This is a genomic window from Myxococcus faecalis, assembly GCF_050039385.1.
In the GTDB taxonomy this organism is placed as follows: domain Bacteria; phylum Myxococcota; class Myxococcia; order Myxococcales; family Myxococcaceae; genus Myxococcus; species Myxococcus fulvus.
Genome location: NZ_CP144336.1, coordinates 1,645,715 through 1,661,081, shown reverse-complemented (window position 1 = coordinate 1,661,081; position 15,367 = coordinate 1,645,715). Strand labels below are relative to the sequence as shown.

General features: G+C 69.5%; 14 protein-coding genes. 6 read left to right on the top strand and 8 right to left on the bottom strand.

The annotated features are described in order from the left end of the window. Positions 1-147 precede the first annotated feature (147 nt). Both VZQ01_RS06255 and VZQ01_RS06250 read right to left on the bottom strand, forming a co-directional pair. Positions 148-1,776: an alpha/beta hydrolase gene (locus VZQ01_RS06255; RefSeq protein ID WP_426747161.1), complete on the bottom strand. Its 1,629-nt coding sequence runs from the start codon at positions 1,774-1,776 to the stop codon at positions 148-150. Between the two features lie 234 nt (positions 1,777-2,010). After that, the gene (locus VZQ01_RS06250; protein ID WP_426747160.1) at positions 2,011-3,036 is read right to left on the bottom strand and encodes a DUF3592 domain-containing protein; all 1,026 of its coding nucleotides are present in this window, start codon (positions 3,034-3,036) and stop codon (positions 2,011-2,013) included. Positions 3,037-3,220: 184 nt separating this feature from the next. On the opposite strand from VZQ01_RS06250, the gene VZQ01_RS06245 reads away from it, so the two are divergent. The 3 genes from VZQ01_RS06245 (at position 3,221) to VZQ01_RS06235 (ending at position 6,404) form a co-directional block, all read left to right on the top strand. Continuing rightward, positions 3,221-3,607 carry a hypothetical protein gene (locus tag VZQ01_RS06245; RefSeq protein ID WP_426747158.1) on the top strand — a complete coding sequence of 129 codons (387 nt, stop codon included), beginning with the start codon at positions 3,221-3,223 and terminating at the stop codon, positions 3,605-3,607. A gap of 163 nt (positions 3,608-3,770) precedes the next feature. After that, the gene (locus VZQ01_RS06240) at positions 3,771-4,988 is read left to right on the top strand and encodes an SGNH/GDSL hydrolase family protein (RefSeq protein ID WP_426747157.1); all 1,218 of its coding nucleotides are present in this window, start codon (positions 3,771-3,773) and stop codon (positions 4,986-4,988) included. Positions 4,989-5,180: 192 nt separating this feature from the next. Further along, positions 5,181-6,404 (top strand): lipase family protein, encoded by a 1,224-nt coding sequence (locus tag VZQ01_RS06235; RefSeq protein ID WP_426747156.1) that lies wholly within the window; start codon positions 5,181-5,183, stop codon positions 6,402-6,404. A gap of 264 nt (positions 6,405-6,668) precedes the next feature. Here the strand turns inward: VZQ01_RS06235 and VZQ01_RS06230 are convergent, their stop codons facing one another. The 4 genes from VZQ01_RS06230 to VZQ01_RS06215 all read right to left on the bottom strand — a co-directional run bounded on the left by VZQ01_RS06230 (position 6,669) and on the right by VZQ01_RS06215 (position 9,595). Further along, entirely contained in the window at positions 6,669-7,244 is a 576-nt protein-coding gene (locus tag VZQ01_RS06230; protein ID WP_223748880.1) for a hypothetical protein, read from the bottom strand. Positions 7,245-7,522: 278 nt separating this feature from the next. Then, the gene (locus VZQ01_RS06225) at positions 7,523-8,575 is read right to left on the bottom strand and encodes a fatty acid desaturase (protein WP_223748881.1); all 1,053 of its coding nucleotides are present in this window, start codon (positions 8,573-8,575) and stop codon (positions 7,523-7,525) included. A gap of 232 nt (positions 8,576-8,807) precedes the next feature. Continuing rightward, the gene (locus tag VZQ01_RS06220; RefSeq protein WP_426747155.1) at positions 8,808-9,158 is read right to left on the bottom strand and encodes an imine reductase family protein; all 351 of its coding nucleotides are present in this window, start codon (positions 9,156-9,158) and stop codon (positions 8,808-8,810) included. A 308-nt stretch (positions 9,159-9,466) separates the two neighbouring features. After that, complete coding sequence (locus tag VZQ01_RS06215; protein ID WP_426748933.1) at positions 9,467-9,595, bottom strand: NAD(P)-binding domain-containing protein; 129 nt, start codon at positions 9,593-9,595, stop codon at positions 9,467-9,469. A gap of 159 nt (positions 9,596-9,754) precedes the next feature. Between VZQ01_RS06215 and VZQ01_RS06210 the strand changes: the two genes are divergently transcribed. Both VZQ01_RS06210 and VZQ01_RS06205 read left to right on the top strand, forming a co-directional pair. Next, entirely contained in the window at positions 9,755-10,186 is a 432-nt protein-coding gene (locus VZQ01_RS06210; RefSeq protein ID WP_426747154.1) for a winged helix-turn-helix transcriptional regulator, read from the top strand. Continuing rightward, positions 10,170-10,604 (top strand): RidA family protein, encoded by a 435-nt coding sequence (locus VZQ01_RS06205; RefSeq protein WP_223785272.1) that lies wholly within the window; start codon positions 10,170-10,172, stop codon positions 10,602-10,604. Before VZQ01_RS06210 ends, VZQ01_RS06205 begins: the two co-directional genes overlap by 17 nt. A 97-nt stretch (positions 10,605-10,701) precedes the next feature. Here VZQ01_RS06205 and VZQ01_RS06200 read toward each other — a convergent pair whose 3' ends face one another. Together VZQ01_RS06200 and VZQ01_RS06195 are read right to left on the bottom strand one after the other, a co-directional pair. Continuing rightward, a complete protein-coding gene (locus VZQ01_RS06200; protein WP_267697100.1) occupies positions 10,702-11,334 on the bottom strand; it encodes a hypothetical protein in 633 nt (210 codons plus the stop codon). Further along, a complete protein-coding gene (locus VZQ01_RS06195; protein ID WP_426747153.1) occupies positions 11,331-12,800 on the bottom strand; it encodes a S41 family peptidase in 1,470 nt (489 codons plus the stop codon). The genes VZQ01_RS06200 and VZQ01_RS06195 overlap by 4 nt, the downstream gene beginning before the upstream one ends. A 168-nt stretch (positions 12,801-12,968) precedes the next feature. On the opposite strand from VZQ01_RS06195, the gene VZQ01_RS06190 reads away from it, so the two are divergent. Then, complete coding sequence (locus VZQ01_RS06190; RefSeq protein ID WP_426747152.1) at positions 12,969-15,326, top strand: hypothetical protein; 2,358 nt, start codon at positions 12,969-12,971, stop codon at positions 15,324-15,326. The last annotated feature ends 41 nt before the right edge of the window (positions 15,327-15,367 follow it).

Below are 15,367 nucleotides of genomic sequence, written 5' to 3'. Positions count from 1 at the left end.
GTGTTTGTATCTCATTGGGGTCCGGAAGGGTCAATGTCTGGCGGTGATGGTGGTGTGATGCCTCAGGGGATTGGTGGTATCCCCGGGGTGGGCTGTCTTCGGGGTGGCCCGCATGGATGTCATTGTGCGGGCCAGGAGCCCGCACGGTCAGGGCGTCGGCCGCAGTCTCGCCCGCAGTCGCGCGGTCTTCTGTCCGGTCCATCCCTGGGGGCGAAGCAATGCCAGCCATCCGTCGACGTGCTCGCCCGTGTAGACGTGTCCGTAGCCGGGCGGCACGGCCATCCCCAGCGGCAGGTCGGCCGTCACCTGCCAGAACGTGACGAAGGGCAGCCACACCATCGCGTCCACGACGTCGTCACCGCGGGGCTCGCGCAGCCAGTCCGGCCGTCGCAAGAGCAATCGGGGGCTCCACCAGGTGATGGGGTCCGAGGGGTGCAGCAGATAGAGCACCCGGGCGTCTGCCCAGGGCGCCATGGCGGGGGGAATCTCTTCCCCGGGGCGCCGGCTGAAGCGGACGATGCGGCCCTCGCGGTAGATGGGCTCCACCTCGGGGCTGCCGGCGTCGCGCTGGTCGGTGAACTCGCGGTACAGCGTGTTGAACTGGGGTGGGCCGACGAAGAGCGCGCCGTGGGTGCGATTGGCCAGGTCCCGCTCGCCGCTGAAGGCCGTCTCCCCGCCGTACGAGCCCAGGCTCTCCCCGAACACGAACAGCTTGGGGCGCCGGTCCTCGGGGAGCCGGGACCAGCGCTCGTAGACGGCGTCGAAGAGGGCCCGTCCCGCCTCGCGCGCCCGCTCCTGGTCCACCAGGACGGAGAGCCATGACCACAGATGCGAGTACTGCATGGAGACGATGGCCGAGTCGCCACCTGTCAGGAACTCGAAGGCCTCGACGGACTCGGGCACCACCCAGCCGCTGCCCGTCGTCGTCACGACCAGCAGGAAGTCGCGCTCGAAGCCGCCCGCGCGCTCCAGGTCGCGGACGGCGAGCTCGGCGCGGCGCTCCGCATCCGGGGCGGACGCATGACCGGCATACACCCGGATGGGCTCCTTCGCGGGGGCGCCATGGAACGCGGACAGCTCCTCCACCGAGGGGCCCTGGGCCACGAAGCTGCGGCCCTGGCGGCCCAGCGTCTCCCAGGGCACGAGGGAGTCGGGGCTCCCGGAGCGCAGCGGGCTTCGTGGAGCCGACACACCCTCGGCGGTCGTCGTGTCCTGGAGGGCCAGGGCGCGGTCCGCCAGGGAGATGAGCCCGTCCCACAGCACGCCGCTGAGGACCAGGAAGGTGAGCGTCGCCACCGCGAACCCGCTCGTCGCCCGGGCCGCGCGGGGGCCGATGTGGCGCGACAGGCGCGTGTTCAGTCGATGGGAGAGCGCGCGCAGCCCTCGGCCCGCACCGATGAGCAGGAGGAAGAGGAGCGCGGCGATGAAGGGCGCGAACAGGTAGCCCGCACGGCCCGGGTGGGGCATCCCCATCCGCTCCCGGATGCTCGCCTGCCAATGCCAGCCCAGCACCAGGGATGCGGCCAGGGCCACGGCCGCCACCCCGAGGAACCCTCGCCAGGCCCGGGCGCTGGGTGTGCGCGGAGGTCGGTTGGCGAACTCCCGCCAGAGCCAGGCACCCGCCACCCCGAGCCCGTAGCCGATGACCGCGCTGATGCCGCTGACGAGCCCCTGGAAGGGGCCGCCGCGAGGCAGGAGCGAGGGGGTGAATGACAGACACGCGAACACCAGCGCGACCCACGCACCAGGCAGCGTGAAGTGGCGCCACCAGGCCATGGCCCGACTCCGGTGCCACCCCCCACGCGCGGATGCTGCTCGCGCGGGGCTTCCGATGAGGCGCTCCATGTGACCCCCGAAAGACAGACTCGCCCTGCTCGTCCCTGGGAAAGGGTAGGCGCGGAGGGCGCGGCCCACAGCGTGCGCTCGCCGCTCCTGCCCGGCGCGATGGATGGGGCGGGCGAGCCTCCGTGCACGCGCCCGCCGCGTCCCGGTGGCCCGATGCGCCTCGGGTCAGGCCGAGCGCAGCGCCTGGAGCGCGACCTCCCCCACCTGGAGGTCCTTTCTCAGCCACTGCGCCAGCGCCTCCGCCTGCTCCTGTCGGGTATGGCCGCACACGGCTTCCTGTCGCGCCGTGCCGTCGGCGGTGGCGACTTCGAGCGTGACGCGGTAGCGCGTCTTGTTCTTCGCGGACACCTGGGACTCGACACGCAGCGACAGCACGTCGTTCCACCGGAGGTCGAGCCGCGCCTTGCGTCCCGGGATGGGCGGCAGCGAGAGCCTCCGCTCCCGGCGGTGGAGGCGGACCTCGTAGTGGCCGGCCTTCTTCCGGGCGTGGAGGTGGCGCCCGACGAGCAGTCCGCACGCGAAGACGACGACCCAGGCCGCCACGCCCGCGGCCAGGGGTGGGTTGACGCCCGCGAGGGTGCTCGTGAGCACGACGCAAAGCAGGGCGGAGGTCGCCATGGTGACGGCCACCGAGGTGGCCGTGTCGGGTGCGTCGAGCACCACGCACTCGCTGCCGTCCTCCCGTGTGAAGGGTGACAGCAGCGGCGGCTCCGGCTTGAAGGACCCCACCACCAGCTTCAACAGCCAGAGCGCCACCAGGTTGAAGGGCAGCAGTATCAGGAGCACGACCAGCTCCGTGCCCCCGAGACCCGCCTGGAGGACCGCCTCCGAGGGGGCGCCCGGCGCGTGGTGCACGGTGACGCGAGCCCCGACGGGGTACCGGGCGACCAGCGCCTGGGCTTCCTCGAGGTCCCCCGAGCGCGAGGTCATGATGCGGTACTTGTGGCCCTCGTGCTGTCGTCCGTCGACGGAGTACGTGTAGGTCAGCTCGAGGCCGTGCGTGGTGCTCTTGTTGCCGCGGACCGAGCGCACCTCGCTCGCGGTGATGGTGCCCTGCGCGGTGGGCCAGCTCGCGGACTGGGCCTGACGCCTCACGCTGGAGCCCGCCATGTAGTCGGCGAACCCGGTGATGGCCCACCACGGCAACGCGAACACGAGCAGCACGACGGCGGAGCCCGCGCGAGCAAGCATGGCGCGAGTCTACTGGAGTCCTCCGGAATCAACGAGGCAGGGGGAGGCCGGCCGCCCGCGCCTGGCGACGTCTGGCGGCGGATTCCGACCGCTGGTCGGGAGCGTCGCCTCCGTCCTCGTGCAGAGGTGCCACCTTGTCAGGGCTTCACGCCGTGCTCATCGCCCGTCGAACCGGAGACCCTCCATGTCCATCTCGATTCCCCGAACCTCGTACCGCGCCGCCGTCGGCCTCGCGCTCTTCGCCGTGTCCTGCCTCGTCTGGCTGAGCCTCGGTGTCGGCATCATCGGCTCTGACGGTGCGCGCGTGAACCTGCTCCATGGCGGGGTGGTGCTCATCGGCGTGGCCGGTTGCTTCATCACCCGGCTGCGCGCGGCCGGCATGGCGCGGACGCTGGTCGCGATGGCCGTCACCCAGGCCGTCATCGGCCTCGTCGCGGTGCTCGCGGGCTGGGGCTTGCCGTGGAGTCCTCCGGCCGAGGTGCTGGGGCTCACCGCGGGCTTCGTCTCGCTGTTCCTGGGGGCTGCCTGGTTGTTCCAGCGCGGCGCGGGTGGTCGCGCCGTGGCCTCGTGAGCACTCGGGGGCGCTTGCCAGGTCGCTCGACGTCGCGTCGCACGTCTGGGGGAGGTCCGGCGTGCGCCTCCAGGCCTGCTGGTGGCGCCAGAGGGTGATGGCCACCCGGCGCGCCGTGCGGTGGGCTCCGCCTGGACGAGAGCCCTGAGCCTCGGGAGGCACCATGTCGCGCCTGTTCAGGAGCCTGTGTCACCTCGGGTGGGCCGTCATGGTGTGGGTCGTGTGCGCGTGTGGCGAGAAGGCGTCGCTCGCCTCGCCGCACTGGCTGCCCGCCTTCACCGCGCCGATGCACCCGTCGGCCTCGGCCACGGTGGGGGATGAGCTCGCCGGACCGAGCTTCCGCGACCAGACGGTGCGCATGTTCGTGCGGCCCACGCTGGCGGGCCCCCGGCTGCGGCTGGTGTTGAGCAACCAGTACGGTACGCAACCCTTGCAGGTCGCGGCGGTTCGCGTCGGGTTGAGGACTCAGGGCGTCTCCATCGACCCCTCGACGGACCGGCAGGTCCGCTTCGCCGGCACGGCGTCCGTCAGCATCCCTCCGGGGAGGACGGCCACCAGCGAGCCCGTGGAGCTCGCGGTCGATGGCCTGCGGGATGTGGCGGTGTCGCTCTACTTCCTGGAGCGCTCGGGGGCCGTGTCCTGGCACCTGGAGGGCACGCGGAGCACCTATGTCTCTGGCCGTGGCGACCACGCTGGGGCCGCGAGCTTCGTGCCCGCGCTCACCACGCGCAGCCTCTACTTCCTCACCGCGCTGCACGTCGACGCCGTGGCGGATGCGTCCCTGGTCGTGGCGTTCGGCGACTCCATCACCGATGGTGTGGGGACCACGGCGGACCAGGAGCGCACCTGGCCCGCGCGCCTGTCGCAACGCCTGAGGGCGCGAGGCGGACGCGCCGTGGGCGTGCTCAACGCGGGGCTGTCGGGCAACCGGCTGTTGGAGGACGGCTATGGCCCCAGCGGCTTGCGCCGCTTCGAGCGCGACGTGCTGACCCAGCGCGGCGTGAAGGCCGTCATCCTGCTGGAGGGAATCAACGACATCGGCCGCCCGGGGGCGGCATCCGGGGCCGAGCGCATCACCCAGGCCTACGAGCAGCTCATCCAGCGGGCGAGGGCCCGGGGCATGAAGGTGTATGGCGGGACGTTGACGCCGATGAAGGGTCATCCCTACTTCACGGCGGCGAACGAGGCCACGCGCGAGGCGGTGAACCAGTGGATTCGCACGGCGGGCCGGTTCGACGCGGTGATTGACTTCGAGGCCGTGCTGACGGACCCGGCGGACCCCGACGCGATGCGAGCGACGCTGACGGTGGACGGACTGCACCCCAACGATGCGGGCCACGCGCTCATGGCGGAGGCCGTGGACCTCCACCTGCTCGAGTGATGTGCCAGGGCATGGGAAAGTTCTCCTGTCGACGAATGCCGGACAGGCCTGACACGTCAAGTGCCCGCCCTGACGCGTCAAGTGTCTGGAGGGGGTTCGCAAATGCCTGTGTTTGCATTGGGGCCCGGCTCTGGCGTGCTGGCATGTCTTCTGCTCCGAGGGGGCTCACCACCCCCAATGGAGGAATTCCAGATGAAGGTCGTGCAGCCCATCAATCCAGGCGGCAGCTACAACATCATCCAGACGGTCTACCGGCTCTCGCGGTTCTCCGGCCTGGGGGACCAGCTCGAGGACACGGCCTCCAACATCGCGCTCGCGCTGGGGCCCATCATCGACGGCGCGTTGACCCAGAATGCGCAGCAATTGGGCGTGTGGACGCGGGTGTGGGGTCCTTGTGTCTATCAAACGGACAAGGACTGCTCGGGGAAGGGCCGCGTGTCGAAGGTGGCCGACAACGTCATGTACGTGGCCTACAACGCGCAAGCGGACTGCTATGTCGTGGCGGTTGCTGGCACCAACGGGAATCGGGACACGACGTACAACTGGTACGACACGGACTGTCTGGACAACAACGTCTCGGTCACCGTGCCCTATCCGATGGGCATCACTCCGACGAACAGCACCAACCCCAGCCGCTCCAACATCGGGAACGTCTCCCAAGGGGCGGCCTGGGGGACCACGAATCTGCTGAACATGCTGGACCCGCGGACGAATCAGTCGCTGCAGACCTTCCTGGGGACGAAGGAGTCGTCCAAGTCGACGCTGGTCTTCACGGGGCACAGCCTGGGAGGCTCGCTCAGTCCGACGTTGGCTCGCTGGCTCTATCCGAGCATCTTCGATGTGAAGCGTTGGAACGACGTCTTCGTGCTGCCGACGGCCGCGCCGACGACGGGAGACCAGGGCTTCGTCAACTACTTCAGCGGGCTCTTCGTTCCGACGTACATCACCGGCATCGCGAATTATGGCTACTGGAACCAGGTCATCACGAACGTGTACGACGTGGTGCCGCATGGCTGGACCAACCTGATGAACGTCCAGCCGCACAGCGTGCAGAATGACGTCGTGTGGGATTACGTCAAGAACCAGTCCATCCAGACGCTCTACGGCCCCCTCACCGGTGTCTTCGGGCTCGACGCCAACCTCGCCTATGGGACCATCCACCCGCTGTACGAGCGGGTCCCGGACCCGAATCCCTACGTCAGGCTGCCTTCGCAGTTCTTCATGCCGTCGCCGCTGCCCGCCCAGCCGGCGGACTTCGCGGACTTCATGACGACGGTGGGGCAGCAGCACATCGACGCCTATGACGCCTTCTTCGGGGTGCCCGCCACCGTGGCCAGGCCGAAGGTGAGCCTCCTGAGCGCTTCACCCGGCGCGGGGACGAAGGAGGGCTCCGCAGCGGTGCGGAACATCGCCTGAGGTCGAGAAGGCGAGCGGCCCCCGTCGGTCAATCGGCGGGGGCCTGCTTCGAAAGCAGCGGCGCCAGCACCGCCACGCTGCGCGGCCCCAGGTCTCCACGATGACGAGCATTCGCATGAGCGGGATGTGGCCCGGTCAAGGGGGCGGTTGCCGTGGAGCTGGCTCGCGAGGGTGGGGACGTCCCGCGGGAGGGGGCGTAGCGACGCAGCGGCTGTCACGCTCACCGTGCCCACGGGACAGGTGACCACGGGCAACCACCTGGAGTCAGAGCACTTGAACGAGGCTCAGGGACAGGAGCCCGTTGAGCGAGGACAGCCCTTCGGGCGAATCACAGGCCGCGAGGTCCGTGGAGACGAAAGTCGCGGTTCGTACCGAGGTGGCGCCCTCGAACTTCCCCGACAGGACGGTGCCGGTCTCCTCCGCGATGGCCACGGCCGGCTCGGAAGCCACCCGCACCTGCGTGCTGCGCAGGGTCGAGGTCTCGCCTGTATTCCAGGTCAGCGACAGCGTGGTGGAAGGCGTCTTGAGGAGGTTCGCGCAGGAGAGGCCCGGCTCGTTGAGCTGTCTCCAAGCGGTCGCCGAGGTCACCGGCGAGCCCAGGAGCGTGACGCAGTTGCTCAGGACGCCCGTCGAGGTGGTGACGACGTCCTGGGGTGTCCGTCGCAGCGGCGGGTCGAACGTCACCGTCACGGAGCCCACCGGACAGGTGACGAGCGTCGACAGGCCCTGCTCGACGGAGGCGGGCACCTCGCCCTCCGCGGAGCCGCCCTGATGCTCACCGCAGCCCACGTACAGCATCCCGGTCGAAACCACCGCAACGAGCCAGCCAGGCTTGACCATCGAGACCTCCAGAGTGGTTGCTCCACGAGGCTAGCGGCGCGCCCGACTCAGCGTCTCCGAAGCGGTCCGCGGCAGCGTTCGTCGCCTGACGATGGCCCTGTACGATGGTCCCATCTTCCCTGCATGGAGCAGCTGCTCCCCCCCCTCGCTCACCTCCTCCTCGCCTGCTCGAGGCACCAGGGGCGAAGGGCGACGCCCAGCGCTCTGTCAGCCCATCTCCACGCAGGGTGGACCCCAGGCGCGCCGTCCGAGGCCGTCCGAGAATCACGAACTCGGGTTCATCCGGCCACCGCGACGGCCTTGGCCTTCTGTTCCTCCAGCCAGGGGAGGTAGTGGCGCGCCATGAACTCCGGCTTGAAGTCGCGGTAGCTGCTGATGGCGCCGAGCCAGTGCGCGCCGCGGATGCACTGCCAGGCGGGGTCGAACTGGTACGGCAGGAAGCCCGCGCGCGCGCCTTGCGGATAGAGGTGGTGGTTGTTGTGCCACTCCCCGGTGATGAGGCCCGGCCAGCGCTGGTTGATGGACTGGTCGCGCCGGTTGAAGTCCACCCCGTCACGCCGACGGTCCTTCCCACCCCCGTGCCCGTCATAGTTGAACGTCCGCACGCCCACGACCCACACCCCGGACCAGCCGAAGAGCGCCAACGCCAGCGCGTGCCCGCCGAGCAGGAAGAACACGCCGTACCAGACTGCCCAGTTCGCCAGGAAGTGCGCCACCGTCCAGGCCGGGTGACAGAGTGAACCCCACTTCTGGTACTGCGCATGGCTGTTGAGGTGCACCCCCGTGTGCTCCATCAGCTTGCACAGCTGCGCGTAATCCCTGGCGTTCAAGTCCTTGCGGATACCCTGATGATTCGCGTCCGCCAGGAAGCAGTAGAGCCAGCCGGCCTTCGCGTTGTAGGGGTCGCCTGGCTGCTCCGACCTGGCGTGGTGCACGTGGTGGGAGATGACATAGGCCTCCTCCGAGATGGTCTTCACCACCAGGTTGCGGCACAGCTCCCGGAAGAAGGCGTTCTTGAACTTGAACGCACGGTGCGTGGCATAGCGGTGGAACCAGATGGTGCCGTGGGTGCCCAACACCACCATGCTGTAGACGAAGCCCGCCAGCAGCAGCCACACGCTGAAGTGATGGGTGAAGAAGAGCGCCAGCGGGATGCCGAACCCCAACGTCGTGGCCCACCCCGTCAGGGCCAGCCAGTTCTTACGGGTTCGTAGAATGTTCAGTCGGGAGAAGAACTCCGAGAGGATTTCCCGGTGGGTGGGCACATGGAGCGCGCCGTTCTTTTCGTAGCCGTAACTCGGAGGGTCGAGGATGCGATCCAGAAATGACATGAAATCCTGAGCAGGCTGCCGGACGCGTGGGAAAGCGTGAGTGTCTCATGAAACTCCGGCGGTCGTGCCAGGTGTCACCCGATATTTGATTTCGAGGGGGCAGGCGCGAGCGTCACGAGGGAGGAGACGCGCTCCCCGGCCTCGTGAAACGTGCCGGGGGGCCCTCCTCATCCTGCCGGTCCGCGATGACTCAGCCTCTTGCCTGGCACGCGGCTGTCAGCGAGGGGTGGCCTCACCGGCTGCCCTCAATCTGGCCCGCGGCGCCATGCCCCGCGTCGATGGCCTGGCGGAAGATGCGGGCGACGAAGCGGGGCACCGCATCGCTGATGCCATCTTCCTGAGACAGCTGCACCAGCCGGGGGATGTCGTTGCCCGCCGTCTCCAGCGTGCTCTCGGGGTTGGCGTAGCCCGCGGTCTGGAGCTCCTTCGCCATGTGGCGGGCGTCCTGACCTAGAGTGGGAGCGAGCGCGTGCAGCGTCACGCCGAAGGCCGTCGCGTCCAGCTCCTCGGCGCGGCAGACGCGCGCGCCATGGGCAAAGCCCATCCAGTGCGTGGCCAGATACGTCAGCACCGCCGAGAACATCGGGCAGGCGGCGCCTATCGCCTCGCCCATGTGAGCGTGCCGCCCAGGGCACGCAGGACGCCCTCATGTCGGCGCAGCACCTCGCGGGGGCCCGAGAGCACGATGGCGCCGTCCTCGGTGCCAGCCTGTCGAGGCAGGCGAGGACTGCCCCGCGGAGCAGGTCGATGTCCCGTCCGCGCGCCCAGGTCTCCAGGTCGCGAGCCTCCTGCGGTGTGCTGGAGCTGAGCTGCACGAGCGTGCGCCCCGACAAGGCCGAGGTCACCTCCGGCACCTCGAGGATGGCGCGACCACCACCAGCGGGCTGGCCTCTACCGCCGCCGCGCTGGGGCCACCACGGCCCCGGCTTGTCGCAGAAGCTCGGCGCGGCTCGCGGTGCGGTTCCAGACCGTCACCCGGTGCCCGGCCCGGAGAAAGGCTCCCGCGAGAGCCGAGCCCATCTTGCCCAGCCCGATGACCGTCACGTCGCCGCGTGGATTGCTTATGTTGGCTGTCCCCGGGGCGCTACTTTGGATGCGTGCGTCTGTTATTCGGATGAATCGCGGCGCGGCACAAGTCCTTACAGAATTGTAAGTGCCGGACGATGAGGAGACGGGAACATGGTGAGGAGGCAATCGGCCGCGGACTGCGACCTCGGTGTGGCGCGGGCCTTCATCGGAGGCAAGTGGAAGTCGGCCATCCTGTGCGAGCTGTACGCGGGGCCAGTGCGCTTCGGCGAGCTGGGACGTCGGGTGCGCGGCGTCAGCGAGAAGGTCCTGTTCGAGCATTTCCGGGAGCTGGAGGCCGCTGGCGTCGTCGGCCGCGCGGTGTTCGACGAGGTGCCGCCCAAGGAGGAGTATTCGCTCACGCCCACGGGCCTCGCGCTCGCCCAGGCCACCCACCCCCTGGTGGAGTGGGATTGCGTCACGCGGCCCAGGTATCGGCCGAGCCGCACTGAGGACGCCTCCGGTCCGATTCGATTGAAGGCGGGAGTGCCGGCCCGCATATTGGGGGCGGACTCCACACAGGTGAATCATGGGACAGAGCACTGAATCCTCGAAGACTCCTCCGTTGGTCCTGACGAATCCGAAGGGGCTGTTCGACCCGGCGCCCTACGGCTTCTCGCACGTGGCGCAGGTGGCGGCCGGAACCCGGCTCATCTATCTGGCGGGGCAGGGCGGCGAGCGTGAGAGCGGCGCGCTGGAGCCCGACTTCCGCCTCCAGGTGAGGCAGGCGCTCCAGAATGTCCGCACGGCGCTGGCGTCGGTGGGAGCGGGCGTCGGCGACGTCGCCAAGCTCACGATGCTCGTGGTGGACCACACGGAGGAGAAGCTCCGCATCATCGGCCCCGAGCTGGACGCGGCCTGGGGGGATGGAATGAAGCCGACCTGTACGCTGATTCCCGTGCCCCGGCTGGCGCTGGACGGGATGCTCTTCGAGGTGGAGGCGGTCGCCGTCCTTCGGACCTGAGGAGCCGACGCTCCGGCTCGGGAGACCCTCGTGCGAGGCGGCCTTCGTCGTCACGCTTGCCGATGGAGGGGGGGCTCCACGGGCTCTCCTCGGTGACTCAGGGCCAGGGTTTGACGGGCGCGGCGAGAATCCGCCCGAGGGCTTCGTCCCGGGCGGCGTCATCGTCTTCCGTCAGTGCGCGCAGGAGCGTCAGTCGCTCATCCTGGTGCGCCAGGTCGTAGGCCCACAGGCCATGTCGCGTCATCAGCATCTCGGCGGCGTCGAGCAGCATCGACTCCCGAGGCCGCGTGCGGATGAGCCGCGCCAGACGCGCGCTGGCATCGCTCGATGGCGAGGCCCGGCGCAGCCCTTCCGTCGCGATGCCCTTGGCCCACGGGTCCTGGATTCGGGCCACGGTGTCCTCGAGCAGGTCCAGGGCCAGCGGTTCGCCCGTGAGCACGCCGAGCGCTGATGCGACCTCCAGGTCGAAGTACTCGCGCCTCGCTCCGGGCTTCCACGGCAGCGGGAGTGCTTCACGCAACAGTGTGACGGTGGCTGGTGTCGGGGCCAGGAGGGCCAGCGCCACGGGGGCCCGTTCCTCCCGCTCGGAGAGCAGCCGCGTCAACGTGGCGAGCACCTGGAGGTGCTCTTCTGGCGTGAGGTGTCGCAGGTTGCCCAGCGAGAACCCATCGGCACGCTCCCGTCCCTGGGCATCGACCTCCCGTAGGAACAACTCGTAGGCCGCCGTCATTCGCGAGCGCCTCCAGGGATTGCGTTCCGTCGACCCGAGGCCACGTCCACCACCGACAGCACGGCCCTGGCGTGGCCCTCGTGCAGGTCGTCTTCGGGGAAGACCTCCAGTTCCTGCTGGGGAGGGATGCCGCGTGCCTCGAACAGCTGCCCCTTCGGGTCGAGATAGCGCTCGTTGGAGAGCTCCACGCTCCATCCATTCGGGAGCGGCTTGACGAGCACGTCGGAGAGGGCGCCTCGGGTGGTGGTGCCCACGTGGGTGACATTCGGCAGCGCGCGCATGGCGAGGGTGAAGACTTCCCCGGCGCTCACGGTGATGTCGCTCGTCACCAGGTAGACAGGACCGGTGTAGCGCGGTCCGGAGGCGGGCTCGACGTGGAAGGCCTGGGGAGGCACGTCGGAGTTGAAGGGGACCTTGGTGTAGGCGAGCCGCCGGGTGTCGGTGAAGCGCGCGGCGATGGCTCGGGAGATGACGTCATGTCCGCCCCGGTTGTTGCTCACGTCGACGATGACGGCCCGTGCGCCCTGGAAGGATTGCAGCGCCGTGTCGAGCGCCTCGTCGAGGACCCGGAGTTCCTCGCGCGGCGGGACATCGTCCTCGTCGACATAGCCCCCCATCGTCACCACGTTGAGGTAGCCGACGTCGCCCACGAGCCCATGGAAGATGCGCTTGTTCGCCACGTGGTGGCCCGCGCCCTTCAGCACCGTCTGGAGGATGCCGTCGCGGTAGGCGGCGAGCCAGGCGCGCTGGGCGTCCCGGGATGACTGTCCCGCCTTGCTCCCCTCGGCGTCCACGCGCTCCAGCGTCCGGGCCTCTCCCTCTGCGTGGCCGAGTGTCTCCCCATCCACCTCGGCGGCGATGCGGGTATGCGCGTCCCCGAGTCCCGTCGTCAGCGCCTGGAAGACTCCGAACAACGCACGGGGCTTTGTCGCGTCGGTGACCCTGGGGCGGAGCGCGGCGACACGGGCGCTGAAGTCCACGTGGCGCTCCGCGAAGAAGGCGTAGTGCTCCGTGAAGGTCGCGGCGAAGAGCTCGAACAGCCGCGGTGGCGTCCACTCGGTGTTCGCCGAGCACTCCGGGGGCAGGGCGGGGAGCCGCTCGAAGAGGTACCGCGTGTCGCCGGGGACGGCGCTGAGGGACAGGCTGTCGGGAGCCGAATCGGGCATCACGTGGACGAAGCCCGACAGCGCTCCGGGTTCTTCGCCGGGCTGCGGGTAGCAGCCGGCGGCTGTCGCATGGTGCAGCTTCAGGTCCTTCGCGGAGACGGTCAGGACGTGCCCATGGCCGCGCGAGCGCCAGACCCCCCGGGCTGCCTCCGCGGTGACGCCGTCCTGGACGAGGAGCACGGGCTCCGCCGAGGTGGAACGGACGCGCGAAGGGGAGGTGGCGCAGCCTGGAAGGCCCGCGACGAGCAGGAGGAAGACGGTGGATTTCACGAGGTGAGGGCGCACGAGGGTGCGGCCCACGCTAGACCAACTCCCGCCCGGGGATGCGCGTGTGGCCAGGGGCCTGGTCGTCTGCTGGCCCAGGTGGGAGTCCGTGGGTCTCCCACCTCGCGTTCAGTTCCCGCCAGCCTTCAGGACGCTTCCACTATGCCGGGGCTCCCCCGGCCTCGCTGTAGTAGGTTGGTGTGAATGGTACGTACTTCTGTGCTGGTGTTGATGGTGTTGTGCATCCTCGCCTCCGCCGAGGCCTTCGCCGCGCCTCCGGAGCCCGGCGCCGCGAAGTCCATCGCGGAGGCCACGAAGAAGGTGGAGTCGGCTCGCGCGGCGCTCGCGACGGCCGTCCAGAAAATCGAGGTGGAGCCGCCGCGCAACGCGGACCTCGACGCCGCCGTCGTGGCGGTGGAGGCGCTGAAGGACGCGCTCAACGCGGGGGCGAGCTTCGAGACGGAGGACCTGGAGTACGCCAAGCTCGTCCTCGCCGCGCGCAAGCAGCTGCGCACGCAGCGTGAGTACGTGGACGAGCGCCGCGCCAAGGTCCACATCCACGAGTTCCGCCGCCGCATCGACGGCGCGCTCGCGCCCCTGAACGAGCGGATGGCGAAGCTCGTGAAGGAGGACTCCGGCTCCAAGGGCATGGACGAGGCGCGCGCCGCGGTGGATGGGCTCAAGAAGCTGGCGGAGGAGGGGCGGCCCTTGAAGAGCCAGGACCCGAAGTTCGCCCAGTACCTCACCGAGGTCGACGCGACCATCGCCCGCCACGAGAAGACGCTCGACGAGCGCTGGCTGCAGCAGTCGGCGCAGAAGCAGCGCGGGCTGTTGGACGAGAGCCGCAAGTCGCTGGCGAACGCGCTCGCCGAGGTGAACAAGGCTTGGTCGGACGAGAAGTTCTCCGCGACGGACAAGGCCACGGTGGCCCTGCAGAAGACGCTCGACGAGGGCACGCCGCTGGAGGCGCGTGACAAGGCGTACCGCGCGGAGGCGGACAAGGCCCGCGCGGAGATCACCCAGGCGCGGCGCCGGATGGATGAGCTCGTCGTTCAGGCGGGCGTCTCCCGGGTCAAGGTGGAGCTGGAGCCCGCGCACGAGGAGCTGCGCGCGTCCGCCAAGGCGCTCCGGGCCCGCCGTCCGACGCCCGAGCAGCTCGCCGAGGCGAAGACGGCGGCCTTCGTCGCGCGCAAGCTGGTGGACAAGTACGAGCCCCAGGCGGCGAGGAGCCAGGCCATCGGCCAGTACCTGGGCGAGGTGAAGAACACGCTCGTCGAGGTGGAGGTGGCGCTCCAGGTCCGCACGCTCGACGCGGCCCGTGCCGAGGTGGTCCAGGCCCTGCGCAACGTGGAGAAGCGGGCCGTGACGCCCGAGCAGTTCGAGGAGGCCAAGACGGCGATGGTCGTCCTGGAGAAGACGCTCGAGACGGTGCACGTGAAGAACCCGGCCATCAGCCCCTCGGCGGCGGAGGCGCGGCAACTGCTCAAGGACGGCCGGGCGACGATGGAGCGGCGCCGGTACGAGGTCGACCTGACGCAGCAGCGGATGAAGGTGGACGAGGCGCGCAAGAACGCGGCGGCGCTCGTGACGCAGATCCAGAAGGAGGCGCCCACCCCGGCGCAGCTGCAGGAGGCGGACAACGCCGTGAAGCAGATTGGCGTGGTGCTGGAGGCGGGGGCCGCGTTCGTGAAGAAGGACCGCGACTACGCCATCTACGCCAAGGAGACGAAGGAGCGCATGGCGGAGCTGGCGGAGCGGATCAACCGCCGGAAGATCGTCCTGTCCGCGGCGGACGCCCGGGCGCAGCTGTCCACGCGGCTGGCGCTGACGAAGGAGAAGCTGGAGGCGGCCAAGAGCATCTCCGCGACGGATGGCGACGTGGAGACGGCGTCGAAGGGCGTGGACGAGGTGATGCAGTTCTTCGAGGCGAACGCGGCGCTGGAGCGGCAGGACGCGGGCTACGCGGCGAACGCGGAGCGGGGGCGCGCCGAGTGGCTGAAGCTGGTGGAGGCGCTGGAGTTCGCGAAGCAGGCGAGGGCCTTGCGGCAGCTGACGGGTGAGGCGCTGACCGCCGCCGGCAAGGCGTTCGCGTCGGCCGCGTCCACCAAGGATTTGCGCAAGCGCAAGGAGCTGTACGCGAGCGCGGCGGAGAAGCTCCGGGCCTGCCAGGACGAGGGCGCGAGGATGGTGAAGGAGAACGCGAGCCTCGCCGGGGTGGACGTGCTGGTGGAGGGGATTCCCACCCGGCCGCAGGACGTGATGGCCCAGTGCGCGCAGACGGCGGAGGCAATCCAGGCGCCGCAGAAGAAGGCGGACGTGGAGCTGCGCTTCCAGGAGGGCCAGCGCAAGGCGTATGACACCGCGAAGGCGCTGCTCTCCAAGGGCAAGAAGCCCGAGGCGCTCGCGCAGCTCAACGACTGCATCGCGGAGGGGCGCATCCTGGAGAACGGGTACCCCGACTTCAAGGACCAGAAGTTCGACACCGGCAACGGCAGCATGAGCATGATTGAGCTCATCCAGCTCTGCGCCAAGGAGCGCAAGGCGTTGCAGGCCTCGCACTGAGCGGACAACCCCTGTTCGGGTTCATCCAGACCCGGTCGGCA

Bases quoted from the DNA above. Each gene is read 5' to 3' on its own strand.
- VZQ01_RS06220 (WP_426747155.1), bottom strand. From the start codon at position 9,158: ATGTTCTCGGCGGTGCTGACGTATCTGGCCACGCACTGGATGGGCTTT.
- VZQ01_RS06250 (WP_426747160.1), bottom strand. From the start codon at position 3,036: ATGCTTGCTCGCGCGGGCTCCGCCGTCGTGCTGCTCGTGTTCGCGTTG.
- VZQ01_RS06230 (WP_223748880.1), bottom strand. From the start codon at position 7,244: ATGGTCAAGCCTGGCTGGCTCGTTGCGGTGGTTTCGACCGGGATGCTG.
- VZQ01_RS06200 (WP_267697100.1), bottom strand. From the start codon at position 11,334: ATGACGGCGGCCTACGAGTTGTTCCTACGGGAGGTCGATGCCCAGGGA.
- VZQ01_RS06240 (WP_426747157.1), top strand. From the start codon at position 3,771: ATGTCGCGCCTGTTCAGGAGCCTGTGTCACCTCGGGTGGGCCGTCATG.
- VZQ01_RS06225 (WP_223748881.1), bottom strand. From the start codon at position 8,575: ATGTCATTTCTGGATCGCATCCTCGACCCTCCGAGTTACGGCTACGAA.
- VZQ01_RS06205 (WP_223785272.1), top strand. From the start codon at position 10,170: ATGGGACAGAGCACTGAATCCTCGAAGACTCCTCCGTTGGTCCTGACG.
- VZQ01_RS06190 (WP_426747152.1), top strand. From the start codon at position 12,969: ATGGTACGTACTTCTGTGCTGGTGTTGATGGTGTTGTGCATCCTCGCC.
- VZQ01_RS06210 (WP_426747154.1), top strand. From the start codon at position 9,755: ATGGTGAGGAGGCAATCGGCCGCGGACTGCGACCTCGGTGTGGCGCGG.
- VZQ01_RS06245 (WP_426747158.1), top strand. From the start codon at position 3,221: ATGTCCATCTCGATTCCCCGAACCTCGTACCGCGCCGCCGTCGGCCTC.
- VZQ01_RS06255 (WP_426747161.1), bottom strand. From the start codon at position 1,776: ATGGCCTGGTGGCGCCACTTCACGCTGCCTGGTGCGTGGGTCGCGCTG.
- VZQ01_RS06215 (WP_426748933.1), bottom strand. From the start codon at position 9,595: ATGGGCTCGGCTCTCGCGGGAGCCTTTCTCCGGGCCGGGCACCGGGTG.
- VZQ01_RS06235 (WP_426747156.1), top strand. From the start codon at position 5,181: ATGAAGGTCGTGCAGCCCATCAATCCAGGCGGCAGCTACAACATCATC.